General features: G+C 68.4%; 20 protein-coding genes. 2 read left to right on the forward strand and 18 right to left on the reverse strand.

Translation table 11 applies throughout. From position 1 onward, the window contains the following. Nucleotides 1-9: 9 nt before the first annotated feature. Entirely contained in the window at nucleotides 10-513 is a 504-nt protein-coding gene (locus tag AC3WXD_RS14670; protein WP_029043186.1) for an Lrp/AsnC ligand binding domain-containing protein, read from the reverse strand. A 109-nt stretch (nucleotides 514-622) separates the two neighbouring features. Between AC3WXD_RS14670 and AC3WXD_RS14675 the strand changes: the two genes are divergently transcribed. After that, entirely contained in the window at nucleotides 623-1,927 is a 1,305-nt protein-coding gene (locus AC3WXD_RS14675) for a D-amino acid dehydrogenase (protein WP_492324038.1), read from the forward strand. 159 nt (nucleotides 1,928-2,086) lie between these two features. Here AC3WXD_RS14675 and AC3WXD_RS14680 read toward each other — a convergent pair whose 3' ends face one another. The 8 genes from AC3WXD_RS14680 to AC3WXD_RS14715 all read right to left on the reverse strand — a co-directional run bounded on the left by AC3WXD_RS14680 (nucleotide 2,087) and on the right by AC3WXD_RS14715 (nucleotide 10,346). Then, the gene (locus AC3WXD_RS14680; protein ID WP_020201002.1) at nucleotides 2,087-3,871 is read right to left on the reverse strand and encodes an acyl-CoA dehydrogenase; all 1,785 of its coding nucleotides are present in this window, start codon (nucleotides 3,869-3,871) and stop codon (nucleotides 2,087-2,089) included. Nucleotides 3,872-3,960: 89 nt separating this feature from the next. Then, a complete protein-coding gene (locus AC3WXD_RS14685; RefSeq protein ID WP_492324039.1) occupies nucleotides 3,961-4,896 on the reverse strand; it encodes an electron transfer flavoprotein subunit alpha/FixB family protein in 936 nt (311 codons plus the stop codon). Nucleotides 4,897-4,913: 17 nt separating this feature from the next. Beyond that, nucleotides 4,914-5,663: an electron transfer flavoprotein subunit beta/FixA family protein gene (locus AC3WXD_RS14690; RefSeq protein WP_020201000.1), complete on the reverse strand. Its 750-nt coding sequence runs from the start codon at nucleotides 5,661-5,663 to the stop codon at nucleotides 4,914-4,916. Nucleotides 5,664-5,867: 204 nt separating this feature from the next. Then, a complete protein-coding gene (locus AC3WXD_RS14695; protein ID WP_020200999.1) occupies nucleotides 5,868-6,665 on the reverse strand; it encodes a MetQ/NlpA family ABC transporter substrate-binding protein in 798 nt (265 codons plus the stop codon). Nucleotides 6,666-6,752: 87 nt separating this feature from the next. Further along, on the reverse strand, nucleotides 6,753-7,406 hold the full coding sequence (locus AC3WXD_RS14700) for a methionine ABC transporter permease (protein WP_029043184.1): 654 nt from the start codon (nucleotides 7,404-7,406) through the stop codon (nucleotides 6,753-6,755). Further along, nucleotides 7,396-8,430, reverse strand: a complete 1,035-nt coding sequence (locus tag AC3WXD_RS14705) for a methionine ABC transporter ATP-binding protein (RefSeq protein WP_020200997.1) — start codon at nucleotides 8,428-8,430, stop codon at nucleotides 7,396-7,398. Before AC3WXD_RS14705 ends, AC3WXD_RS14700 begins: the two co-directional genes overlap by 11 nt. Nucleotides 8,431-8,590: 160 nt before the next feature. Beyond that, nucleotides 8,591-9,394, reverse strand: coding sequence for an enoyl-CoA hydratase (locus AC3WXD_RS14710; protein WP_020200996.1), 804 nt, complete (start codon nucleotides 9,392-9,394; stop codon nucleotides 8,591-8,593). A gap of 28 nt (nucleotides 9,395-9,422) precedes the next feature. Then, nucleotides 9,423-10,346: a histone deacetylase family protein gene (locus AC3WXD_RS14715; protein ID WP_020200995.1), complete on the reverse strand. Its 924-nt coding sequence runs from the start codon at nucleotides 10,344-10,346 to the stop codon at nucleotides 9,423-9,425. A 117-nt stretch (nucleotides 10,347-10,463) separates the two neighbouring features. On the opposite strand from AC3WXD_RS14715, the gene mltB reads away from it, so the two are divergent. Next, nucleotides 10,464-11,570: a lytic murein transglycosylase B gene (gene mltB, locus AC3WXD_RS14720; protein WP_020200994.1), complete on the forward strand. Its 1,107-nt coding sequence runs from the start codon at nucleotides 10,464-10,466 to the stop codon at nucleotides 11,568-11,570. Nucleotides 11,571-11,666: 96 nt separating this feature from the next. Here the strand turns inward: mltB and cysM are convergent, their stop codons facing one another. From cysM to AC3WXD_RS14765, 9 genes are all read right to left on the reverse strand, one after another. Continuing rightward, complete coding sequence (cysM, locus tag AC3WXD_RS14725; RefSeq protein ID WP_020200993.1) at nucleotides 11,667-12,569, reverse strand: cysteine synthase CysM; 903 nt, start codon at nucleotides 12,567-12,569, stop codon at nucleotides 11,667-11,669. Between the two features lie 125 nt (nucleotides 12,570-12,694). Further along, complete coding sequence (locus AC3WXD_RS14730) at nucleotides 12,695-14,002, reverse strand: solute carrier family 23 protein (protein WP_454731144.1); 1,308 nt, start codon at nucleotides 14,000-14,002, stop codon at nucleotides 12,695-12,697. A 325-nt stretch (nucleotides 14,003-14,327) separates the two neighbouring features. Then, a complete protein-coding gene (locus AC3WXD_RS14735; protein ID WP_231586373.1) occupies nucleotides 14,328-14,741 on the reverse strand; it encodes a ComEA family DNA-binding protein in 414 nt (137 codons plus the stop codon). A gap of 361 nt (nucleotides 14,742-15,102) precedes the next feature. Beyond that, complete coding sequence (rfaD, locus tag AC3WXD_RS14740; protein WP_020200990.1) at nucleotides 15,103-16,098, reverse strand: ADP-glyceromanno-heptose 6-epimerase; 996 nt, start codon at nucleotides 16,096-16,098, stop codon at nucleotides 15,103-15,105. After that, the gene (rfaE1, locus tag AC3WXD_RS14745) at nucleotides 16,095-17,087 is read right to left on the reverse strand and encodes a D-glycero-beta-D-manno-heptose-7-phosphate kinase (protein WP_020200989.1); all 993 of its coding nucleotides are present in this window, start codon (nucleotides 17,085-17,087) and stop codon (nucleotides 16,095-16,097) included. The genes rfaD and rfaE1 overlap by 4 nt, the downstream gene beginning before the upstream one ends. A gap of 69 nt (nucleotides 17,088-17,156) precedes the next feature. Then, on the reverse strand, nucleotides 17,157-18,530 hold the full coding sequence (locus AC3WXD_RS14750; protein WP_020200988.1) for a UDP-glucose dehydrogenase family protein: 1,374 nt from the start codon (nucleotides 18,528-18,530) through the stop codon (nucleotides 17,157-17,159). A gap of 42 nt (nucleotides 18,531-18,572) precedes the next feature. Continuing rightward, nucleotides 18,573-19,823: a lipopolysaccharide assembly protein LapB gene (lapB, locus tag AC3WXD_RS14755; RefSeq protein ID WP_059410793.1), complete on the reverse strand. Its 1,251-nt coding sequence runs from the start codon at nucleotides 19,821-19,823 to the stop codon at nucleotides 18,573-18,575. Between the two features lie 3 nt (nucleotides 19,824-19,826). After that, on the reverse strand, nucleotides 19,827-20,153 hold the full coding sequence (locus AC3WXD_RS14760; protein WP_059410792.1) for a lipopolysaccharide assembly protein LapA domain-containing protein: 327 nt from the start codon (nucleotides 20,151-20,153) through the stop codon (nucleotides 19,827-19,829). A 241-nt stretch (nucleotides 20,154-20,394) separates the two neighbouring features. After that, nucleotides 20,395-20,883: an integration host factor subunit beta gene (locus AC3WXD_RS14765; protein ID WP_043365284.1), complete on the reverse strand. Its 489-nt coding sequence runs from the start codon at nucleotides 20,881-20,883 to the stop codon at nucleotides 20,395-20,397. Nucleotides 20,884-20,886 lie beyond the last annotated feature (3 nt).

The following is a 20,886-nucleotide window of genomic DNA, read 5'->3' on the forward strand; positions in this document are numbered from 1 at the left end:
GGGCCGCCCTCAGGCGAGCGGCGCCTTTTCGTCGACGGCGATCGCCAGCGTCTCCTTGATTTCCTCCATCACCACGTAGCTCTTGGACTGCGCGGCGCCGGGCAGCTGCAGCAGGATGTCGCCGAGCAGGCGGCGGTACTCGCCGATCTCGCGGATGCGCGCCTTGATGAGGTAGTCGAAATCGCCGGACACCAGATGGCATTCGAGCACTTCCGGGATGCGCGAGACCTCGCGGCGGAACTGCTCGAACATGTTGCCCGACTTGTTGCCCAGCGAGATCTCCACGAACACCAGCAGGCCGCTGCCCAGCAGGGCCGGATTGAGCCGCGCGTAGTAGCCCATGATCACGCCGTCGCGCTCCATGCGCTTGACCCGCTCGATGCAGGGCGTGATGGTCAGCCCGACGGCCTCGGCCAGCTCTTTCATCGACATCCGCCCGTCGGCCTGGAGCAGCGCCAGGATCTTGCGGTCCAGCCGGTCGAGGCTGCGCACCGGTTGCCGGCTCGTTCTCATGAGTAGTTCCTGTTTCCTTGAAAATTACGATAACTATGACTGCATATATTTAAATAGTATAGAGAGAATTACTTTATCCACCCTCTTTTTTGGTTTCGAGCCCCCGACTATGCGAGTTCTCGTCCTTGGCAGCGGTGTAATCGGCGTGACAAGCGCCTGGTATCTGGCCCGCGCCGGCCACGAAGTCACCGTGATCGACCGCGAGGCCGCGCCCGCGCTCGGCACCAGTTTCGCCAACGCCGGGCAGATCTCGCCCGGCTACGCATCGCCGTGGGCCGCGCCCGGGGTGCCGCTCAAGGCCATCAAGTGGATGTTCCAGGAACACGCGCCGCTGTCGGTGCGCCCGGACGGCACGCTGTTCCAGCTGCAGTGGATGTGGCAGATGCTGATGAACTGCTCGGCCGAGCGCTACGCCACCAACAAGGAACGCATGGTGCGGCTGGCCGAGTACAGCCGCGACTGCATCCGCGCGCTGCGCGCCGATACCGGCATCGCCTACGAAGGCCGCCAGCAAGGCACGCTGCAGGTCTTCCGCACGCAGGAGCAGCTCGACGGCGCCGCCAAGGACATCGCCGTGCTCGAGCAGGCCGGCGTGCCCTACCAGTTGCTGTCGCGCGGGGATCTCGCCGCGAGCGAACCGGCGCTGGCCGCGGTCAGCCACAAGCTGAGCGGCGGCCTGCGGCTGCCCAACGACGAGACCGGCGACTGCCAGTTGTTCACCACCCAGCTCGCGGCGATGGCCGAGGGCCTCGGCGTGAAGTTCCACTACGACCGCACCATCGACGGGCTGCTGACCCGCGGCGACACCGTCACCGGCGCGATGATCGGCGGCCAGCCGGTGACGGCCGACCTCGTGGTGGTGGCGCTGGGAAGCTGGTCGACGCCGTTCCTGAAGAACATCCTGCCGGGCCTCTCGAACCTGCCGGTCTACCCGCTCAAGGGTTTCTCCATCACCGTGCCGATGACCGACGCGGAGCGCAGCCCGGTGTCGACCGTGCTCGACGAGACCTACAAGGTCGCCATCACGCGCTTCGACGACCGCATCCGCGTGGGCGGCATGGCCCAGATCGTCGGCTACGACCGTTCGCTGGACCCGTCCAAGCGCCGCACGCTCGAGCACGTGGTGACCGACCTGTTCCCGGGCGCCGGCGACGTCAGCCGCGCCACCTTCTGGACCGGCCTGCGCCCGATGACGCCGGACGGCACGCCCATCGTCGGCCCCACGCCGCTCAAGGGCCTGTGGCTCAATACCGGCCACGGCACGCTGGGCTGGACCATGGCCTGCGGCTCGGGCAAGCTGCTGTCGGACCTGGTGTCCGGCACCTCGCCGGCCATCCGCGCCGACGACCTGTCGGTGACGCGCTACCTCAAGCAGCCGGGCGCGCGCGCCGCGCACCGCCCCGCGGTGGCCTGAGCGGCCGGCCAGACCGGCTTGCGGTCTTCCTTCTCCGGTCTGCACGCCGCATGCGGGAAAGGGGAGCAACCCCTCGGCACGCGGCGCGTTAAACGGCGCTTTATCAGCAAAAAGGGCGACCCTTTCGGGGCCGCCCTTCTTGCCTCTGCTTCACTACCGTCAGAACTGCGCTTCGCTCAAGGCATTGACCGGTGCCGCGCCGGCCACGATGGCATCGCGCAAACCCGATGCCTGCGACAGGATGTGCTCGGCGAAGAAATGCGCCGTGGCGATCTTGGCGCCGTGGAACGCCGCGTCCTCGCCGTGCTTCGCCTGCGCGGCCAGCATCGCGCGGGCGAGCTGCCAGCCCGAGAACACGATGCCGCACAGCTTCAGGTAAGGCACGCTGCCGGCGAACACCGCGTTGGGGTCCGTCTTGGCATGGCCGGCCACGAACGCCACTGCGGCTTCGAGCGCCGCGCGGCCCCGCGCCAGTTGCGCCTGCACCGCCACGAAGGCCGCGCCGCCCTGCTTACCCAGCGCGGCCTCGGTCTCGGCGATCTGCGCGCAGATCGCGCGCGCGGTCGCGCCGCCGTCGCGCGCGGTCTTGCGCCCGACCAGGTCGTTGGCCTGGATGGCGGTGGTGCCTTCGTAGATCGGCAGGATGCGCGCGTCGCGGTAGTGCTGCGCGGCGCCGGTCTCCTCGATGAAGCCCATGCCGCCGTGCACCTGCACGCCGAGGCTGGTGACTTCGATCGACAGCTCGGTGCTCCAGCCCTTGACGACGGGCACCAGGAACTCGTAGAAGGCCTGGGACTGCCGGCGCACGGCCTCGTCCGGGTGCCGGTGCGCGGTGTCGCACGCGCCCGCGGCCACGTAGGCCACCGCGCGCGCGCCTTCGGTCAGCGCGCGCATGGTCATCAGCATGCGCTTGACGTCGGGGTGGTGGATGATGGTGACCGCCTCGCGCGCGGAGCCGTCGACCGGGCGGCTCTGCACGCGCTCGCGGGCAAAGGCCACGGCCTGCTGGTAGGCGCGCTCGGACACCGCCACGCCCTGCATGCCGACCGAGAAGCGCGCCGAGTTCATCATGATGAACATGTACTCGAGGCCGCGGTTCTCCTCGCCCACCAGCGTGCCGATGGCGCCGCCGTGGTCGCCGAACTGCAGCACGGCGGTGGGGCTGGCCTTGATGCCGAGCTTGTGCTCGATCGACACGCAGTGCACGTCGTTGCGCGCGCCGGTGGAGCCGTCTTCGTTGACCAGGAACTTGGGCACGATGAACAGCGAGATGCCCTTCACGCCCTCGGGCGCATCGGGCGTGCGCGCCAGCACGAGATGGACGATGTTCTGTGCCATGTCGTGCTCGCCGTAGGTGATGAAGATCTTGGTGCCGAACACCTTGTAGGTGCCGTCGCCCTGCGGCTCGGCGCGCGTGCGCACCGCGGCCAGGTCCGAGCCGGCCTGCGGCTCGGTCAGGTTCATGGTACCGGTCCACTCGCCCGAGATCAGCCTGGGCAGGAAGACGGCCTTCTGCGCGTCGCTGCCGGCGGTGAGCAGCGCCTCGATGGCGCCGTCGGTCAGCAGCGGGCACAGCGCGAACGACAGGTTGGCGCTGTTGAGCATCTCGTTGCAGGCGGTGGCGATCAGCTTGGGCAGGCCCTGGCCGCCGAAGTCCGGCGAATGCAGCACGCCCTGCCAGCCGCCTTCGGCGAACTGGCGGAAGGCTTCCTTGAAGCCGGCCGTGGTCGTCACCACGCCGTCCTTCCAGCTGCTGGGGGCGGTGTCGCCGATGCGGTTGAGCGGCGCCACCACCTGCTCGTTGAACTTGGCCGCCTCGTCGAGCACCGCCTGCGCCGTCTCCGGCGTGGCGTCCTCGAAACCGGGCAGCTTGCTGACTGCGTCGAGGCCAGCCAGTTCGTTCATCACGAACAGCATGTCCTTGAGCGGGGCACGATAGGTCATCGATGTCTCCGGGTATGTATGAAAAAGCCGTTCGCGGGCGGACCCGGAACGGCTTGCACTTTCTGGCCGGGCCCTGCGGGCCCGCGCGATCAGCCCAGCGCCGCCACCAGTTCCGGCACGACGGTGTTCAGGTCGCCGACCAGGCCGTAGTCGGCCACCGAGAAGATCGGCGCCTCGGCGTCCTTGTTGATCGCCACGATCACCTTGGAGTCCTTCATGCCGGCCAGATGCTGGATCGCGCCCGAGATGCCGACGGCGATGTACAACTGCGGCGCGACGATCTTGCCGGTCTGCCCGACCTGGTAGTCGTTCGGCACGAAGCCGGCGTCCACCGCGGCGCGCGAGGCGCCCATCGCGGCGTTCAGCTTGTCGGCCAGCGGCGTCAGCACCTTGGTGTAGTTCTCGCCCGAGCCCACGCCGCGGCCGCCGGACACGATGATCTTGGCGGCGGTCAGTTCCGGGCGGTCGCTCTTGGTGACTTCGCGCGAGACGAATTGCGAGATGCCCGTGTCGGCCACGGCCGGCAGGTTCTCCACGGCGACCGAGCCGCCTTCGGCGGCGGCGGCGTCGAAGCCGGTGCCGCGCACGGTGATGACCTTGACCTTGTCCGACGACTGCACGATCGAGATCGCGTTGCCGGCGTAGATCGGGCGCTCGAAGGTGTCCGGGCCGTCGACCTTGGTGATGTCCGACAGTTGGGCCACGTCCAGCTTGGCGGCCACGCGCGGCAGGATGTTCTTGCCGTAGGCGGTGGCGGGCGCCAGGATGTGGCTGTAGTCGCTGGCGATGGCCAGCACCTGCTCGGCGATGTTCTCGGCCAGGCCGTCGCCGAAGTACGGCGCGTCGGCCAGCAGCACCTTGGCCACGCCGGCGATCTTGGCGGCGGCCTCGGCGGCGGCCTTGGCATTGGCGCCGGCAACCAGCACGTGGACGTCGCCGCCGCACTGGACGGCCGCGGTCACGGTGTTCAGCGTGGCCGACTTGATGGATTGGTTGTCGTGTTCAGCAATGACGAGTGCAGTCATGTTTTATCTCCTGGCGCTCAGATGACCTTGGCTTCGTTCTTCAGCTTCTGCACCAGCGTCGCGACGTCCGGCACCATCACACCCGCGCTGCGCTTGGGCGGCTCGACGACCTTGACGGTCTTCAGGCGCGGCGCGACGTCGACGCCGAGGTCCTCGGGCTTGACGGTCTCGAGCGGCTTCTTCTTGGCCTTCATGATGTTGGGCAGCGTGACGTAGCGCGGCTCGTTCAGGCGCAGGTCGGTGGTGACCACCGCCGGCAGCTTGAGCGACAGCGTTTCCAGGCCGCCGTCCACTTCGCGCGTCACCGAGGCCCGGCCATCGGCGACCGTCACCTTGGAGGCGAAGGTGGCTTGCGGCAGGCCCGCCAGCGCGGCCAGCATCTGGCCGGTCTGGTTGGAGTCGTCGTCGATGGCCTGCTTGCCCAGGATCACCAGCTGCGGCTGTTCCTTCTCGACCAGTGCCTTGAGCAGCTTGGCCACGGCCAGCGGCTGCAGGTCTTCGTTCGACTCGACCAGGATGCCGCGGTCGGCGCCGATCGCCATCGCGGTGCGCAGGGTTTCCTGGCATTGCGCCACGCCGCACGACACGGCGATCACCTCGGTCGCCACGCCGGCTTCCTTCAGGCGCACCGCTTCTTCCACGGCGATTTCGTCAAACGGATTCATGCTCATCTTGACGTTGGCCAGATCCACGCCCGTGCCGTCCGACTTGACCCGGACCTTGACGTTGTAATCCACCACGCGCTTGACTGCGACGAGTACTTTCATGCGCTCACTCCACTGATAGTCGATAGTCAGAAATTTGGTTCGCCCGCCATTATAACCACCGGGTCGGCGGCCTTCTTGTTTTTCGAACGGTCGTACTATTTTATCGGCAAAGAATTGCCGGGCATAGCCCGGCAGCGTGAAAACCTCGCGCCATTGTGCCGCGGACTGCCCAGCGGCACGCCGGTCTGCGGGTTTTTCTCCAACTTACCAGGCGGTAATCACCGAATCCTTGTACGTGCTCAGCACGTACTGCTTGACCTCGGGCGAGTGGTAGGCCTTCACCAGCTTGGCCACCCACGGCTTGTTCCGGTCGGCCTCGCGGATGGCGATCAGGTTGGCGTAGGGGCCCTTCGGGCCTTCCATCGCGATCGCGTCCTTGGTCGGCGACAGGCCGGCGGACTCGGCATAGTTGCCGTTGATGGCGGCGGCGTCGAGGTCGTCCAGCGAGCGCGGCAACTGCGCCGCGTCCAGTTCCACGATCCTGATCTTCTTCGGGTTGGACACGATGTCCAGCGGCGTGGCCTTCAGGCCGGCATCCGGGCGCAGCTTGATGATGCCCTTGCTCTGCAGCAGCAGCAGGCCGCGGCCGCCGTTGGTGGGGTCGTTGGGCACGCCCACGCGCGCGCCGTCCTTGAGCTGGTCGAGCGACTTGAGCTTCTTCGAGTACACGCCCATCGGGAAGGTCACGGTGAAGCCGACGTGGGTGAACTTGTAGCCGCGGTCCTTGATCTGCGCTTCCAGGTACGGCAGGTGCTGGTAGCTGTTGGCGTCGAGGTCGCCCGCGGCCAGCGCGGCGTTGGGCTGGATGTAGTCGCTGAACTCCACCAGCTGGATGTTGAGGCCGTCCCTGGCCGCGACCTTCTTCACCTGCTCCATGATCTGGGCGTGCGGGCCGCCCGTGACGCCGACCTTGATCGGCTTTTCCTGCGCGATGGCGCCGGTGGCGAAGGCGGCGCCGATGGCGGCGCCGGCGATCCATTGCAGCACGTTGCGACGTTGCATGACTGGCTTCCTTGTTTCCCGAATGCTCTGATTGCCGGTTTTCTTCCGCATGTCCCGGCGCTGACTTATCGCTTGCCTATCGCTTACTTATTTATGGCTGATGCGCCGCACCAGCCAGTCGCCGAAGCTCTGCACCGCCTGCACGAAGACGATCAGGATCAGCACCACCGCCACCATCACCTCGGTGATGTAGCGCTGGTAGCCGTAGCGGATGCCGAGGTCGCCCAGCCCGCCGCCGCCGATGGCGCCGGCCATCGCCGAGTAGCCCACCAGGCTGACGAAGGTGATGGTCAGGCCCGCCACGATGCCGGGCATGGCCTCGGGCAGCAGCACCTTCATGACGATCTGGCCGGTGGTCGCGCCCATCGACTGGGCCGCTTCCACCAGGCCCTTGTCGACCTCGCGCAGCGCGCTTTCCACCAGCCGCGCGATGAACGGGATCGCGGCGATGGTCAGCGGCACCACGGCCGCCGTGGTGCCGATCGACGAGCCGACGATGAAGCGCGTAAACGGGATCACCACCACCAGCAGGATGATGAACGGAATCGAGCGCACCGCGTTGACCACCACGCCGATGGTGCGGTTGAACAGCGGGTGCGACAGCACGCCGCCGCGGTTGGTCAGGTGCAGCAGCACGCCCAGCGGCACGCCGAACAGCGCCCCGACCACGCCCGAGATGCCCACCATCAGCAGGGTCTCGTTGAACGAGGTCAGGAACAGGTCAAACATTTCAGACCACATGCTCGATCTCCTCCACTACCACGCCTTGCTCCTGCAGGAAGGCCATCGCGGCCTTGACGTCGGCCGGCTCGCCGGTGGCCATGATGGCCAGCGAGCCGAAGGCCTGCCCCTGGATCTCGTCGATGTGCCCGTGCAGGATGTTGAAGTCCAGCCCGTGGCGGCGGATGGCCTGGGCCAGCACCGGCTGGTCCACGCCGGCGCCGGTGAAGGCGAGGCGGTAGACGTGGTCGCGGCCGTTGCCGAGCCGGCTTTCCACGCGCTTGAGCACGCTCGCCGGCAGCTCCTGCGCGATCACGTCGCCGATCATGGCGCGCGTGACCTCGTGCTGCGGGCGCAGGAAGACGTCGATCACGCGGCCGCTTTCCACCACCTGCCCGGCTTCGAGCACGGCCACGCGGTCGCACACCTGTTTGATCACTTCCATCTGGTGCGTGATCATGACGATGGTCAGGCCCAGGTCGCGGTTGATCTGGCGCAGCAGCTCCAGGATGGCGCGCGTGGTTTCCGGATCGAGCGCCGAGGTGGCCTCGTCGGACAGCAGCACCTTGGGCTTGCTCGCCAGCGCGCGGGCGATGCCCACGCGCTGCTTCTGCCCGCCGCTGATCTGGGCGGGATAGCGGTCCTTCAGCGCCGACAGGCCGACCAGATCCAGCAGCGGCAGCACCGTCGCGGAGATCTCGCTCCGGGACTTGCCGGCCAGCTCCAGCGGCAGCGCCACGTTGTCGTACACGGTGCGCGACGACAGCAGGTTGAAATGCTGGAAGATCATGCCGATGTCGCGGCGGGCCTGGCGCAGCGCGCCGCTGCCGAGCGCGGTCAGGTCCTGGCCGGCGACGATCACGCGGCCGGCGCTGGGCCGGTTGAGCAGGTTGATGGCGCGCACCAGCGTGCTCTTGCCGGCGCCGCTGCGGCCGATGATGCCGAAGACCTCGCCGGGGGCGATGGACAGGCTGACATCCCGCAATGCATGCACTTCGCCCGACCCGCCGGGAAAGCGCTGCGATAGACCTTGCAGTTCGATCATGTGAAATGAAAACGGCAACAGGCGAGAAATGTCTCAAGCGCTGTTGCCGCATCTTGTTTTTTTGGCGAAGCTCGCATTTTAAGCGATCCGCTTCATACCAGAAACGACTTTTTGCCGATGTCTTTATATGTTCACGGCATATAGAACGGCAAAAAGCTGCTTAGGCGCCCCGCCACGAAGGGGGCCGCTTGTCCAGGAAGGCCTGCACGCCTTCCAGTGCCGCGTCGTCCATCATGTTGCAGGCCATCGTCTGGCCGGCCAGCTGGTAGGCCGCCTCGATGCCCATCTCCAGCTGGCGGTAGAACAGCCCCTTGCCGGCGGCCACCGCCGCGGCCGGCTTGGCGCAGATGCTGGCGGCCAGGCGCGCGACCTCGGCGTCGAGCGCGTCGGCCGGCACCACGCGGTTGACCAGGCCGCGCTCGCGCGCCTGTGCCGCATCGATCATGTCGCCGGTCAGCAGCATCTCCAGCGCCTGCTTGCGCGAGACGTCGCGCGACAGCGCCACGCCCGGCGTCGAGCAGAACAGGCCGAGGTTGACGCCGGACACCGCGAAGCGGGCGTCGTCGGCCGCCACCGCCAGGTCGCACATCGCCACCAGCTGGCAGCCGGCGGCGGTGGCGATGCCCTGCACGCGCGCGATCACCGGCTGCGGCATCTTGTGGATCGCCATCATCATGCGCGTGCAGCGGTCGAACAGCGCGCGGTAGTAGGCATGCGACGGGCTGGCGCGCATCTCGCGCAGGTCGTGGCCGGCGCAGAAGGCGCGCCCGGCCCCGGCCAGCACCACCACGCGCACGGCGGGATCGGCGGCGATGCGGGAGAACGCGGCGGCGAGCGCGTCGAGCAGGCCCTCGGACAAGGCGTTGAAGGCCTCGGGGCGGTTCATGGTCAGCCGCAGCACGCCCGCGGCGTCCAGGCTCTCGGCCAGCAGCGGCGTGGCCGCGCGGTTGTCGGTTTCTGCCATGCCGGCGGTCTCCTGTATTTGCTGTTTCCTATTGTTCGAGCAGCACCTTGAGGTGCGCCAGCACGCTGCGCCCGAGCGCGCTGAGGTTGTAGCCGCCCTCCAGGCAACTGACGATGCGCCCGCTGGCGTGGGCGCGGGCCACTTCCATCAGTTGCGCGGTGATCCAGGCGTAGTCCTGCTCGACCAGGCCCATCTGCCCGAGGTCGTCCTCGCGGTGGGCGTCGAAGCCCGCCGAGATGAACAGCATCTGCGGCTTGAAGTCGTGCAGGCGCGGCAGCCAGATCGTCTCCACCACCTCGCGCACCGCCAGCCCGTTGGTATAGGCCGGCAGCGGGATGTTCGACATGTTGGCGGCGATGTGCTCGGTGCCGCTGTAGGGATAGAACGGGTGCTGGAAGAAGCTGCACATCAGCACCCGCTGGTCGCAGCGGAACGCCGCCTCGGTGCCGTTGCCGTGGTGCACGTCGAAATCGACGATGGCCACCCGCTCCAGCCCGTGCGCGGCCAGCGCGTGGCGCGCCGCCACCGCCACGTTGTTGTAGAAGCAGAAGCCCATCGCGCGGTCCGGCTCGGCGTGGTGGCCGGGCGGGCGCACACAGCAGAAGGCGTTCTCGATCTCGCCGGCGATCACCGCGTCGGTGGCGGCCACGGCGGCGCCGGCGGCCAGCCCGGCGGCGGCCAGCGTGTGACTGTTCATCAGCGTGTCGGGGTCGATCGGGTGATAGCCGCTGGCGGGGCTGGCGGCGGCCAGGCTGGCGACGTATTCCGGCCGGTGCACGCGCCCGATCTGCTCGGCCGTAGCGGGCGGGGCTTCGCGCCGGTCCAGCAGGCCATCCATGCCGTGCGAGATCAACTGGTCCTCGATGGCCTGCAGGCGCTCCGGGCATTCCGGATGAAAATGCCCCATCTCATGCAGCAGGAATTCGGGATGCGTGTAGAAGCCTGTCGGCATGTCTTCTTGCTTTATGGTTGTCTCCAATCGCTACGTTAGCACATGCCGGCGCGGCCACCCAGCGGGGCGCCGCGCGCGCACCATCCGCTATACTCGCAGCGACTTGCAAAGGACACCATGACCGACATCCAGCGCTCCTTGCGCCGCCCCTTGCTGGGCGCCGCGCTTTCCGCTGCCGCATTGAGCTTGTGCGGCGTCTCCCCCGCCCTGCTTGCGGCCGGCAAGCGCCGCGTGAGCGTGCGCGAAGAAGAGATCGAGCCGGGCCGCTACCGCGACAATCCCAGGAGCCGCGCGTTCATCGACGACATGGTGGCGCGCCACGGCTTCCCGCGCGCCACGCTCGAAGACTGGTTCGGCCAGACCGTCTATTCGTCCACGGTGGCGCGCCTGATCATGCCGCCGGCCACGCCGGGGCGCAAAAGCTGGCGCGCCTACCGCTCGCGCTTCATCGAGCCGATCCGCATCAACGCCGGCGTGCGCTTCTGGCAGCAGAACCGCGACACGCTGCGCCGCGCCGAGGCCGAGTTCGGCGTGCCGGCCTCGGTGATCGTCGGCATCATCGGCGTGGAGACCATCTACGGGCGCGACATGGGCACGTTCCGCGTGATCGACTCGCTCTCCACGCTGGCCTTCGACTACCCCGACACGCCCAACCGCGAGGCCCGCACCACGCTGTTCCGCAACCAGCTCTCCGACTACCTGCTGTGGTGCCGCGACACCGGCACCGACGTGTTCTCGGTGCTGGGCTCCTACGCCGGCGCGATCGGCATCCCGCAGTTCATGCCCACCAGCCTGCGCGAGTACGCCATCGACTACGACGGCGACGGCCACATCGACCTGCGCAACAGCCCCACCGACGCCATCGGCAGCGTGGGCCGCTTCCTGCAGCTGCACGGCTGGGAACAGGGCCGCCCGGTGGCGTGGCGCATCGCGCCCGACGAAGGCAGCCGCGGCATTGCCACGGCCGCGGCCGACGGCGAGCCCTGGCCGACCCGCACGCTGAGCCAGTTGCTCAAGGCCGGCCTGCGCGTGGACGAGCCGATCGACCTCGCGCGCGAAGGCGAGACCGGCGTGCTGGTGGTGGACCTGCCCACGCCGGGCGAGACCACCGACTACATGCTGGGCCTGCGCAATTTCTACGTGCTCACGCGCTACAACCGCAGCTTCTTCTACGCGCTGGCGGTGTACCAGCTCGGCGAAGCGGTCAAGGCGGCGATGGCCTGACGCCAGTCGCCGCCGCCGGCAAACAAAAAGCCCCGCTGCCATGAGCGGGGCTTTTTGCTGGCGCGCGCGATGCGCGCGATGCCTGTGGCGAGGGCCTCAGGCCGGGAACACCCCGGTGGACAGATAGCGGTCGCCGCGGTCGCACACCACGAAGACGATGGTGGCGTTCTCCACTTCCTCGGCGATGCGCAGCGCCACGCATAGCGCGCCGGCGGCGGAGATGCCGCAGAAGATGCCTTCCTCGCGCGCCATGCGGCGCGCCATGTGCTCGGCGTCGCCCTGGCTGACCAGCTCGGTGCGGTCGATGTACTTAGGATCGTAGATCTTCGGCATGTACGCCTCCGGCCACTTGCGGATGCCGGGAATGCGCGAGCCTTCGGCCGGCTGCGCGCCGACCACCTGCACCGCGGCACTCTGCTCCTTGAGGTAGCGCGACACGCCGGTGATGGTGCCGGTGGTGCCCATCGCCGAGACGAAGTGAGTGATGCGCCCTTCGGTCTCGCGCCAGATCTCGGGGCCGGTGGTCTCGTAGTGGGCCAGCGGGTTGTCCGGGTTGGCGAACTGGTCGAGGATCACGCCGCGGCCGTCGCGCTCCATCGAGTCGGCGAGGTCGCGCGCGTACTCCATGCCGCCCTTGACCGGCGTGAGGATGATCTCGGCGCCATACGCGGCCATGCTCTGGCGGCGCTCCATGCTCAGGTCCTCGGGCATGATCAGCACCATCTTGTAGCCGCGGATGGCGGCGGCCATCGCCAGCGCGATGCCGGTGTTGCCCGAGGTGGCCTCGATCAGCGTGTCGCCCGGCTTGATGCGGCCGCGCGCCTCGGCACGGGCGATCATCGACACCGCCGGCCGGTCCTTGACCGAGCCCGCCGGGTTGTTGCCCTCGAGCTTGCCGAGAATTACGTTGCCACGCGGGGCGCCGGCGGCGCCGGGGATGCGCTGCAGTTGCACCAGCGGCGTATTGCCGATGGTGTCTTCGATCGTCTTGTAGGCCATGATGAGCGGGATTCCGAATGTCGGCGGACATTGTAATCCAGCCGTAATACTCGCGCCGGCAGGCGCGCCGGGCCGCCGCGGCTGCGACAGCCCGCCTCATGGCAAGGCCGGCGGGACAGCAAGCGTCAGGCCTCGGCCTCGCCGCCCTTGCGCTCGCCCAGCAGGTGGTACAGCAGGATGGCGCCGAAGGTGGCGGTGCCGATGCCGCCCAGCGTCATGCCGCCGAGCTTGAGGGTCAGGTCGCCGGCGGCCACGGTCAGCGTGGCGCCTACCGTGATGAGGTTGCGCGAACTGGAGAAGTCCACCTTGTTCTCGACCCAGATGCGCCCCGCGGTGGCCGAGATCAGGCCGAACACGACGATGGTCAGGCCGCCGATCACCGGCCCCGGGATGGTCAGGATCAGCGCGCCGAACTTGGGCGAGAAGCCCAGGATGAGCGCCACCACCGCGGCCACCACGAAGATCAGCGTGGAGTAGATCCGCGTCACCGCCATCACGCCCATGTTCTCGGCGTAGGTGGTCACGCCGGTGCCGCCGCCGCCCGCCGAAATGATGGTGGCGATGCCGTCGCCGATGAACGCGCGGCCGATGTACGGGTCGAGATTGCGCCCGGTCATCACGCTGATGGCCTTGATGTGCCCGAGGTTCTCGGCCACCAGCACGATCGCCACCGGCGCGATCAGCAGCATGGCGCTGGCCTGGAACACCGGCGAAGTGAACACCGGCAGGCCGAACCAGCTCGCCGCGGCCACGCCGGAGAAGTCGATGGTCTTGCCCAGCCCCATGAGGTTGGTGCAGACGTAGTACAGCAGGTAGCCGAACAGCCCGCCGACCAGCACCGGCAGGCGGCGCAGCATGCCCGGCGCGTGCACCGCCACCAGGCCCACCGCCAGCACCGTGGCCAGGCCGACCCAGGTGTCGAGCGCCGCGCCGCTCACGGCCTTGACCGCCACCGGCGCGAGATTCAGGCCGATGGCCGCGACGATGGCGCCCGTGACCACCGGCGGCATCAGCCGCTCCACCCAGCGGTAGCCCACCGCCTGCACCACCAGCCCGATGACGAGGTAGAGCGCGCCCGCGGCGATGATGCCGCCGAGCGCGACCGGGATGTTCGGGTTCGGGCCGCTGCCGGCATAGCCGGTGGCAGCGATCACCACCGCGATGAAGGCGAAGCTCGAGCCGAGGTAGCTCGGCACCCGGCCGCGCACGCACAGGAAGAAGATCAGCGTGCCGATGCCGGAGAACAGGATCGCGATATTGGGATTGAAGCCCATCAGGATCGGCGCGATGGCGGTCGAGCCGAACATCGCCACCACGTGCTGGATGCCCGCCAGCACGGTCTGGCCGGCAGGCAGCCGCTCGTCGGGCGCGATCACGCCATGTGTCTTCAGCCGCCACCTGGGCAGGAATCCCGCGTCCTCACCATTTGCCATCGTCGAGCTCCCTTTCTTGTCCTTGGCCTGGAGATCCGGCCTGGGTTGGTTTGTCGTGGCCGCGCGGCCGGCTCGGTCCGCGCGGGCGTGCGCATGATACCGCGCGGCCGCATTCATGCGAAGCCACCGGGACTAGCACAAGCCGTACCAGCGCATGCCGGCGCGGGCATGCGGCCTTGCCACGATCGTGGTGCATGCAGGCGGGAAGCCCCGGACGCGGCCGGGGCTTCGACGGTGCGCCGCGCGCCGCGCGCGATGGCATACACGATGGCATGCGCGACGGCTTGCGCGATGACACGCAGCGCGGCGCTCCGGGGAGCGCGGATTACTTGAGGGCCTTGGCCGGCGCCTTCTCCGCGGGCCTGGCCTCCTTCTTCGCCACGGCCGCGGCCGCGGGCTTCGGCGCGGCGCCCGCGCCGATGGTCATGCCGGCTTCCCGCAGCCGCGCCACCGACTTCTGGCCCAGGCCCTTGACGCGGTCGGCGAGATCGGCCGCATCCCTGAAGGGCCCGCCCTTGGCGCGCTCGGCCACGATGGTGCTGGCCGTGGCCGGGCCGATGCCCTTGAGCGTCACCAGCGTGGCCTCGTCGGCGGTGTTCACGTCGACGGCGGCATGGGCCGCGCCCGCCAGCGAAAAGCAGAGCGCAAGCGCCAGCACCGCATGCCTGGACACCAGCCTGACCGACTGCGCGAGCGAGTGCCTGATCGAGTGCGGAATCGACTGCTTGAGCGATTGCATGAGCGACCGCGTGCGTGACTGCACGAGCGGTTGCATGAGCGACTGCCTGATTGCCTGATTGCGCATTGGAGATTCTCCTGTCCGTTGTGAAGGTTGCCGCGTCCTGGCCGGACGCCGCAAGACCGAGGATAGAAGCGCGCGGCGCGCCTGGCGCATCCTGCAACCAAAGTTCACGTCGGCTACCAGGATGTGTCCGCGCGCGGCTCCAAAAGAAAAACGCGCGCCGAAGCGCGCGTCCAGGCTGTCAGGAAGATCAGCTTGCCGCTTGCGTTCTCCCCGCTCCCGCGTGCGGGAGCGGGGAGCAGACCGGAAGCAATCGAAGGTTCCGCGTCGATCCGGCCACGGGCCGCGGTGCGCGGCCTCAGCCCCGGCGCTGCAGCAGCCAGCGGCAGTAGCGCGACACGCCTTCCTCGACCGTGTAGAACGCATCCTTGTAGCCGGCCGCGCGCAGGCGCGACATGTCGGACTGCGTGTAGCACTGGTACTTGCCGCGCAGCGCGTCGGGGAACTTGATGTATTCCACCAGCCCTTCCTGCACCAGCTCGTCCAGGCTCAGGCGCGGCTTGTCCTCGGCTTCGCGCAGCGTGTTGACCACGGCGCTGGCGATGTCGTTGAACGGCTGCGCGTGGCCGGTGCCGAGGTTGAAGATGCCCGACTTGTCCGGATGCTCGAGGAAGAACAGGTTGACCTTCACCACGTCCTCGACCGAGACGAAATCGCGCGTGTGGCCGCCGGGGCCGTAGCCGCCGTATTCGCCGAACAGCTTGACCGTGCCGTCGGCGCGGAACTGGTTGAAGTTGTGGAACGCCACCGAGGCCATGCGCCCCTTGTGCGCCTCGCGCGGGCCGTAGACGTTGAAGTAGCGGAAGCCCACGATCTGCGACAGCGCCGACGGCAGCGTGCGCCGCACCACCTGGTCGAACAGGAACTTGGAGTAGCCGTAGACGTTGAGCGGCTGCTCGTGCTCGCGGTCTTCCCGGAACACCTGCGAGGCGCCGTAGGTGGCCGCCGACGAGGCGTAGAGGAACTGCGCGCCCTGCTCCAGGCAGGCTTCCATCAGCGCGCGCGTGTAGCGGTAGTTGTTCTCCATCATGTAGCGGCCGTCGTGCTCCATCGTGTCGGAGCAGGCGCCCTCGTGGAACACCGCGCGCACCTTGCCGAAGTCGCCGCGCGCGAAACGGGCCAGGAATTCGGTCTTGTCGACGTAGTCGCGGATGTCGCAGTCGACCAGGTTGTGGAATTTCTCCGCGCGCGTCAGGTTGTCGACGGCGACGACATTGTCCTCGCCGCGGTCGTTCAGGCCCTTGACGAGGTTGCTGCCGATGAAGCCGGCCGCGCCGGTAACGATGATGGTCATGTGCGTGAGGACTCGTGCGAGCCGGAAGACGGTGCCGCGCCCTGCGCCGGCGTACCGAACAGTTCAGGATAGGTGACCACGGCGGTGCCGAGCTTGCCCACCACGATGCCGCCGGCGCGGTTGGCGTGCTGCACGGCCTCCTTGAGCGGCACGCCCGCGCCGAGCATGGTGGCGAGCGTGGCGATCACGGTGTCGCCGGCGCCCGAGACGTCGTAGACCTCGCGCGCCTGCGCCGACACGTGCAGCACTTCGGCCTCGGTGTAGAGCGTCATGCCCTCTTCCGAGCGCGTCAGCAGCAGCGCTTCCAGGTGCAGCTCGCGGCGCAGGTTCTGGGCGCGGATGGTGAGGTCGGACTCGGTCTTCCAGGCCCCCACCACGTGGCGCATCTCGGCGCGGTTGGGCGTGATCAGCGTGGCGCCGCGATAGCGCGAGTAGTCGTCGCCCTTGGGATCGACCAGCACCAGGCAGCCGGCCGCGCGGCCCGCTTCCACCATGCGGCCCACGTGCGCCAGCCCGCCCTTGCCGTAGTCGGACAGCACCAGCACCTTGTATTCCTTGACCAGGGTCTGGAAGCGCTCCTGCACGGAAAGCAGCACCTCGTGCGCGGGCGGGTTCTCGAAGTCCACGCGCAGCAGTTGCTGCTGGTGCGCCACCACGCGCAGCTTGATGGTGGTGTTGACGCTCGCGTCGCGATGCAGGTAGGGCTGCACGTGGCTGGCCGCCAGCAGGGTCTCGAGCGTGCGGCCGGGCTCGTCGTCGCCGACCACGCCGAGCATGCCGACGCTGGCGCCGAGCGCGGCCGCGTTGCGCGCCACGTTGGCCGCGCCGCCGAGGCGCTCGTCGCTGCGCTTGATCTGCACGACCGGCACCGGCGCTTCCGGCGAGATGCGCTCCACGTCGCCGAACCAGTAGCGGTCCAGCATCATGTCGCCCGTCACCAGGATGCGGGCTTGATTGATCTGTTGCAGCGGAATGTGGTTCTTGCTCATGGAATCCTTGGCAACGCGGCCCGGTCCGTCAGCCAGCGCGTCGGCTTGTTCTTCCCGTTGGTTTCTCGGTTAGCGCGTCGTGGTCGGCCGCCCGATCGCATGATATTCGATGCCTGCTTCCTGCATGGCCTCGGGCTCGTACAGATTGCGTCCGTCGAAGATGACGGGCGCCGTCAGGCGGCGCTTGATCTGGTTGAAGTCGGGGCTGCGGAAGACCTTCCATTCCGTGACGATGACCAGCGCGTCGGCGCCGTCCAGCGTGTCCATCTGCGCGTCGCTGAAATGCACGCGCGCGAAGCCGCCCTCGATGTCGGCGAGGTCCTCCTCCAGCACGCGGCGCGCCTCGGCCATCGAGATCGGGTCGTGCACGCGCAGCGCGGCGCCGCGCGACACCAGCGCGCGCGCCAGCACCCGCGACGGCGCCTCGCGCATGTCGTCGGTGTTGGGCTTGAACGCCAGGCCCCACACCGCGAAGGTGCGCCCCGCGAGATCCTCGCCGAAGCGGCGCACGATCTTGTCGGCCAGCACCTGCTTCTGCGCGTCGTTGACGGCCTCGACCGCCTCCAGCACGCGCATGGGCTTGCCGTGCGCGCTCGCGGTGCGCATCAGCGCCTGCACGTCCTTGGGAAAGCACGAGCCGCCGTAGCCGGCGCCGGCATAGAGGAAACTATAGCCGATGCGCGGATCGGAGCCGATGCCCATGCGCACCAGCTCGATGTCGGCGCCGACCTCGTCGGCCAGGTTGGCCAGCTCGTTCATGAACGAGATGCGCGTGGCCAGCATCGAGTTGGCGGCGTACTTGGTGAACTCGGCCGAGCGCACGTCCATGTAGAAGGTGCGCTCGTGGTTGCGGTTGAACGGCGCGTAGAGCTGGCGCATGATGGCCTTGGCGTGGCGGCCCGCGACGTCGGCGTCGCAGCCCAGCACGATGCGGTCGGGACGCATGAAGTCCTCCACCGCGGCGCCTTCCTTGAGGAACTCGGGGTTCGACACCACCGAGAACTGCAGGTCTTCCAGGCTGCGCGCGGCCAGCTCGGCGCGGATCGCCTGGGCGACGCGGTCGCCGGTGCCGACCGGCACGGTCGACTTGTCCACCACCACCTTGAAGCCGGTCATGTGGCGGCCGATGTTGCGCGCCGCCGCCAGCACATACTGCAGGTCGGCCGAGCCGTCCTCGTCGGGCGGCGTGCCGACCGCGATGAACTGCACGTCGGCGTGCTCGACGCTCGCCGCCACGTCGGTGGAAAAGGTCAGCCGGCCGGCCTCGCGATTGCGCAGGATCAGTTCCTTGAGGCCCGGCTCGTAGATCGGCACGCCGCCGGCGTTGAGCAGCGCGATCTTGCGCTCGTCCACATCCAGGCAGAACACGTCGTTGCCCAGTTCGGCCAGGCAGGCCCCGGTCACTAGACCGACGTAGCCGCTGCCGATAACGGTGACTTTCATAGCTTGTACTCCAGATAGGGATTGGCGTGCGACGCCGGGGCGTCAGCCGAGTGCCTCCGAACGGCGCGGCGCGTAGGTTTCCCAACGGTTGCAGCCGGGGCACTGCCAATAGAACAACCGCGCGCGGAAACCGCATTCACGGCAGGTATAGCGGGCCAGGTTGCGCGTGCGATGCTGCAGCAGGTCGCGGATCGCCGCGACTTCCTGCGCCTGCGCGATGTCCTGGCCGGCCGCCGGCGACGCTACCGCCGCAACACCGGCGGGCACATCGGCGGGCATATTGGCGGGCGCTTCCTGCGCCTGCGCCGCTTCGGCGGCCTGGGCCTCGAAATACTTGGTCAGCGCCAGCAGCGAAGGCTGGCGGCGCAACTGCTCGCGCATCAGCGTGGCGGCGGCCGGCGCGCCGTGCAGCTCGAGCTCGGCGCGGTAGGCGCTGTCGAGCAGCTCGGGCGCCAGGCTGGTCTTGAGCAGGCCGCGCAGCCATGCCAGGGCCTTGCCCTCGTCGCCGAGCTGGCGGTAGGCCTTGACCACACGGTCGGCCACCAGCGGCAGGTAGGACGCATCCTGCTGCTCGATGCCGAACCAGTGGCCGAGCGCCCCGGCCACGTCGCCGGCGGCCATCGCCACATCGCCGAGCAGCATCGGCGCGCGCACGTTGGCGGGATTTTCCTCGATGGCCTGGCGCAGCCAGCCGGTCGCCTCGTCGGGCTGCTTGCGCTGCAGCGCGTCCTGCGCCAGCTCGCAGCAGAACTGGGCGATCTGCACCTTGTAGTCCTTCTGCTCGAGCGGCTGCAGCTCGCGCGCGGCGTCGATGGCCTTCTTCCATTCCTTCTCGACTTCGTAGAGCTCGAGCAGCACGTGCTTGGCTGGCGCCGCGTAGGGGCCGGACATCAGCCGCCGCAGCGATTCCTCGGCGCGGTCCAGCAGGCCGGCGCGCAGGTAGTCCTGGCCGAGCTCGTAGAGCGCGTGCTCGCGCTCGGCGTCGGGCAGGTCCTGGCGGCTGGCCAGGTTCTGGTGCACGCGGATGGCGCGCTCGGTCTCGCCGCGGCGGCGGAACAGCGCGCCGAGCGCGAAGTGGAGCTCGGTGGTCTCGGGGTCCAGGCGCACCACTTCGATGAAGGCATCGATGGCCTGGTCGGGCTGCTCGTTGAGCAGGAAGTTCAGCCCCTTGAAATAGGAGCGGGGCAAGGCGCCCTGCTCGCTCAGGAGCTGGCGCGCGTCGAAGCGCGCGGCCATCCAGCCGAGGCCGAAGATGAGCGGCAGCGCAAGCAGCCACCAGGTTTCAAAAATCATGGCTCAGACTTTCGGGCCGACTACGTTGTAGGGAACGCCGGACGCGGCGGCCTGCGGATCGCGCGGGGCTTCCGGCGGCTGGCTGCGCGCCTCGCCGAGCGCGCGCCGCAGCCGGCCCATCTCGATGCGCTGGCGCATCAGCGCCGGCGCCACCGCGGCCAGCGCGGCGACGATGCCGAGCCCGAAGGCGGCCAGCAGGATCAGGATCAGCGGCGCGCGCCAGACGGCGTCGAAGAACAGCCGCAGCGAGGCGTCGGCGGTATTGCGCAACGCCAGCACGAACAGCAGCGCGAACAGGACAATGCGGATGATCCAGGCGACAAGTTTCATGCGGACGTCAGGAGGATTTCATGCGGACTTCAGGCGGCAGGTAAGGCATCGGGCTCCGGCAATGCAGGCCGATGCGGACATCGGGCCAGCGGGCGGCGACGCCCCTCTGTGGATTTCCGGCATTGTAGCGGAATCGTCTCGCGCCAACGGTAACCTCTTGTATGCCCGCATAATGAAAAAGCGCCCCGATGCGGGGCGCTTTCTCGACTATCCAGGCATATTGCGAGCGAATCGCAGCAACTCAGGAACGGGCCAGCTTCAGCCCGGCATCGTCGTGCAGCACGCCGCCGGCGACCGCCGGCTTGGGCTGTCCGTGCGCCGTTGCCGCATGGACCGCGCCGTGGCCGTTGCCATTGGCACTGGCATTGCTGCCATTGCCATTGCCGACATGGTTGCCGCCGGCGATGGCACCAGCGCCACCGCCGCCGTTACCGGCGGCCTGTGTCACCAGGCTGCGGTCGACCCGCTCGCGCAACTCCTTGCCCGCCTTGAAGTGCGGCACCCGTTTCTCGGGCACCAGCACCCTCTCGCCGGACTTGGGGTTGCGCCCCACGCGCGGCGGACGCCGGTTCAGACCAAAACTGCCGAATCCGCGAATCTCGATGCGGTGGCCATCGGCCAACGCTTCGGACATGGCATCGAGGATCGTCTTGACCGAGATGTCCGCGTCCCGCAGCAACAACTGCGGGAACCGGGCAGCCAGTTTTTCGACAAGCTCGGACTTGGTCATGGG

This window comes from Cupriavidus sp. FW216-B1 (genome assembly GCF_058789195.1).

What these genes read in the sequence shown, in the direction of transcription:
- AC3WXD_RS14690 (WP_020201000.1), bottom strand. Translation starts at nt 5,663, where the DNA reads ATGAAAGTACTCGTCGCAGTCAAGCGCGTGGTGGATTACAACGTCAAG.
- AC3WXD_RS14680 (WP_020201002.1), bottom strand. Translation starts at nt 3,871, where the DNA reads ATGACCTATCGTGCCCCGCTCAAGGACATGCTGTTCGTGATGAACGAA.
- mltB (WP_020200994.1), top strand. Translation starts at nt 10,464, where the DNA reads ATGACCGACATCCAGCGCTCCTTGCGCCGCCCCTTGCTGGGCGCCGCG.
- AC3WXD_RS14760 (WP_059410792.1), bottom strand. Translation starts at nt 20,153, where the DNA reads ATGAAACTTGTCGCCTGGATCATCCGCATTGTCCTGTTCGCGCTGCTG.
- rfaE1 (WP_020200989.1), bottom strand. Translation starts at nt 17,087, where the DNA reads ATGAGCAAGAACCACATTCCGCTGCAACAGATCAATCAAGCCCGCATC.
- AC3WXD_RS14700 (WP_029043184.1), bottom strand. Translation starts at nt 7,406, where the DNA reads ATGTGGTCTGAAATGTTTGACCTGTTCCTGACCTCGTTCAACGAGACC.
- cysM (WP_020200993.1), bottom strand. Translation starts at nt 12,569, where the DNA reads ATGGCCTACAAGACGATCGAAGACACCATCGGCAATACGCCGCTGGTG.
- AC3WXD_RS14750 (WP_020200988.1), bottom strand. Translation starts at nt 18,530, where the DNA reads ATGAAAGTCACCGTTATCGGCAGCGGCTACGTCGGTCTAGTGACCGGG.
- AC3WXD_RS14685 (WP_492324039.1), bottom strand. Translation starts at nt 4,896, where the DNA reads ATGACTGCACTCGTCATTGCTGAACACGACAACCAATCCATCAAGTCG.
- rfaD (WP_020200990.1), bottom strand. Translation starts at nt 16,098, where the DNA reads ATGACCATCATCGTTACCGGCGCGGCCGGCTTCATCGGCAGCAACCTC.
- AC3WXD_RS14715 (WP_020200995.1), bottom strand. Translation starts at nt 10,346, where the DNA reads ATGCCGACAGGCTTCTACACGCATCCCGAATTCCTGCTGCATGAGATG.
- AC3WXD_RS14730 (WP_454731144.1), bottom strand. Translation starts at nt 14,002, where the DNA reads ATGGCAAATGGTGAGGACGCGGGATTCCTGCCCAGGTGGCGGCTGAAG.
- lapB (WP_059410793.1), bottom strand. Translation starts at nt 19,823, where the DNA reads ATGATTTTTGAAACCTGGTGGCTGCTTGCGCTGCCGCTCATCTTCGGC.
- AC3WXD_RS14710 (WP_020200996.1), bottom strand. Translation starts at nt 9,394, where the DNA reads ATGGCAGAAACCGACAACCGCGCGGCCACGCCGCTGCTGGCCGAGAGC.
- AC3WXD_RS14765 (WP_043365284.1), bottom strand. Translation starts at nt 20,883, where the DNA reads ATGACCAAGTCCGAGCTTGTCGAAAAACTGGCTGCCCGGTTCCCGCAG.
- AC3WXD_RS14735 (WP_231586373.1), bottom strand. Translation starts at nt 14,741, where the DNA reads ATGCAATCGCTCAAGCAGTCGATTCCGCACTCGATCAGGCACTCGCTC.
- AC3WXD_RS14695 (WP_020200999.1), bottom strand. Translation starts at nt 6,665, where the DNA reads ATGCAACGTCGCAACGTGCTGCAATGGATCGCCGGCGCCGCCATCGGC.
- AC3WXD_RS14675 (WP_492324038.1), top strand. Translation starts at nt 623, where the DNA reads ATGCGAGTTCTCGTCCTTGGCAGCGGTGTAATCGGCGTGACAAGCGCC.
- AC3WXD_RS14705 (WP_020200997.1), bottom strand. Translation starts at nt 8,430, where the DNA reads ATGATCGAACTGCAAGGTCTATCGCAGCGCTTTCCCGGCGGGTCGGGC.
- AC3WXD_RS14670 (WP_029043186.1), bottom strand. Translation starts at nt 513, where the DNA reads ATGAGAACGAGCCGGCAACCGGTGCGCAGCCTCGACCGGCTGGACCGC.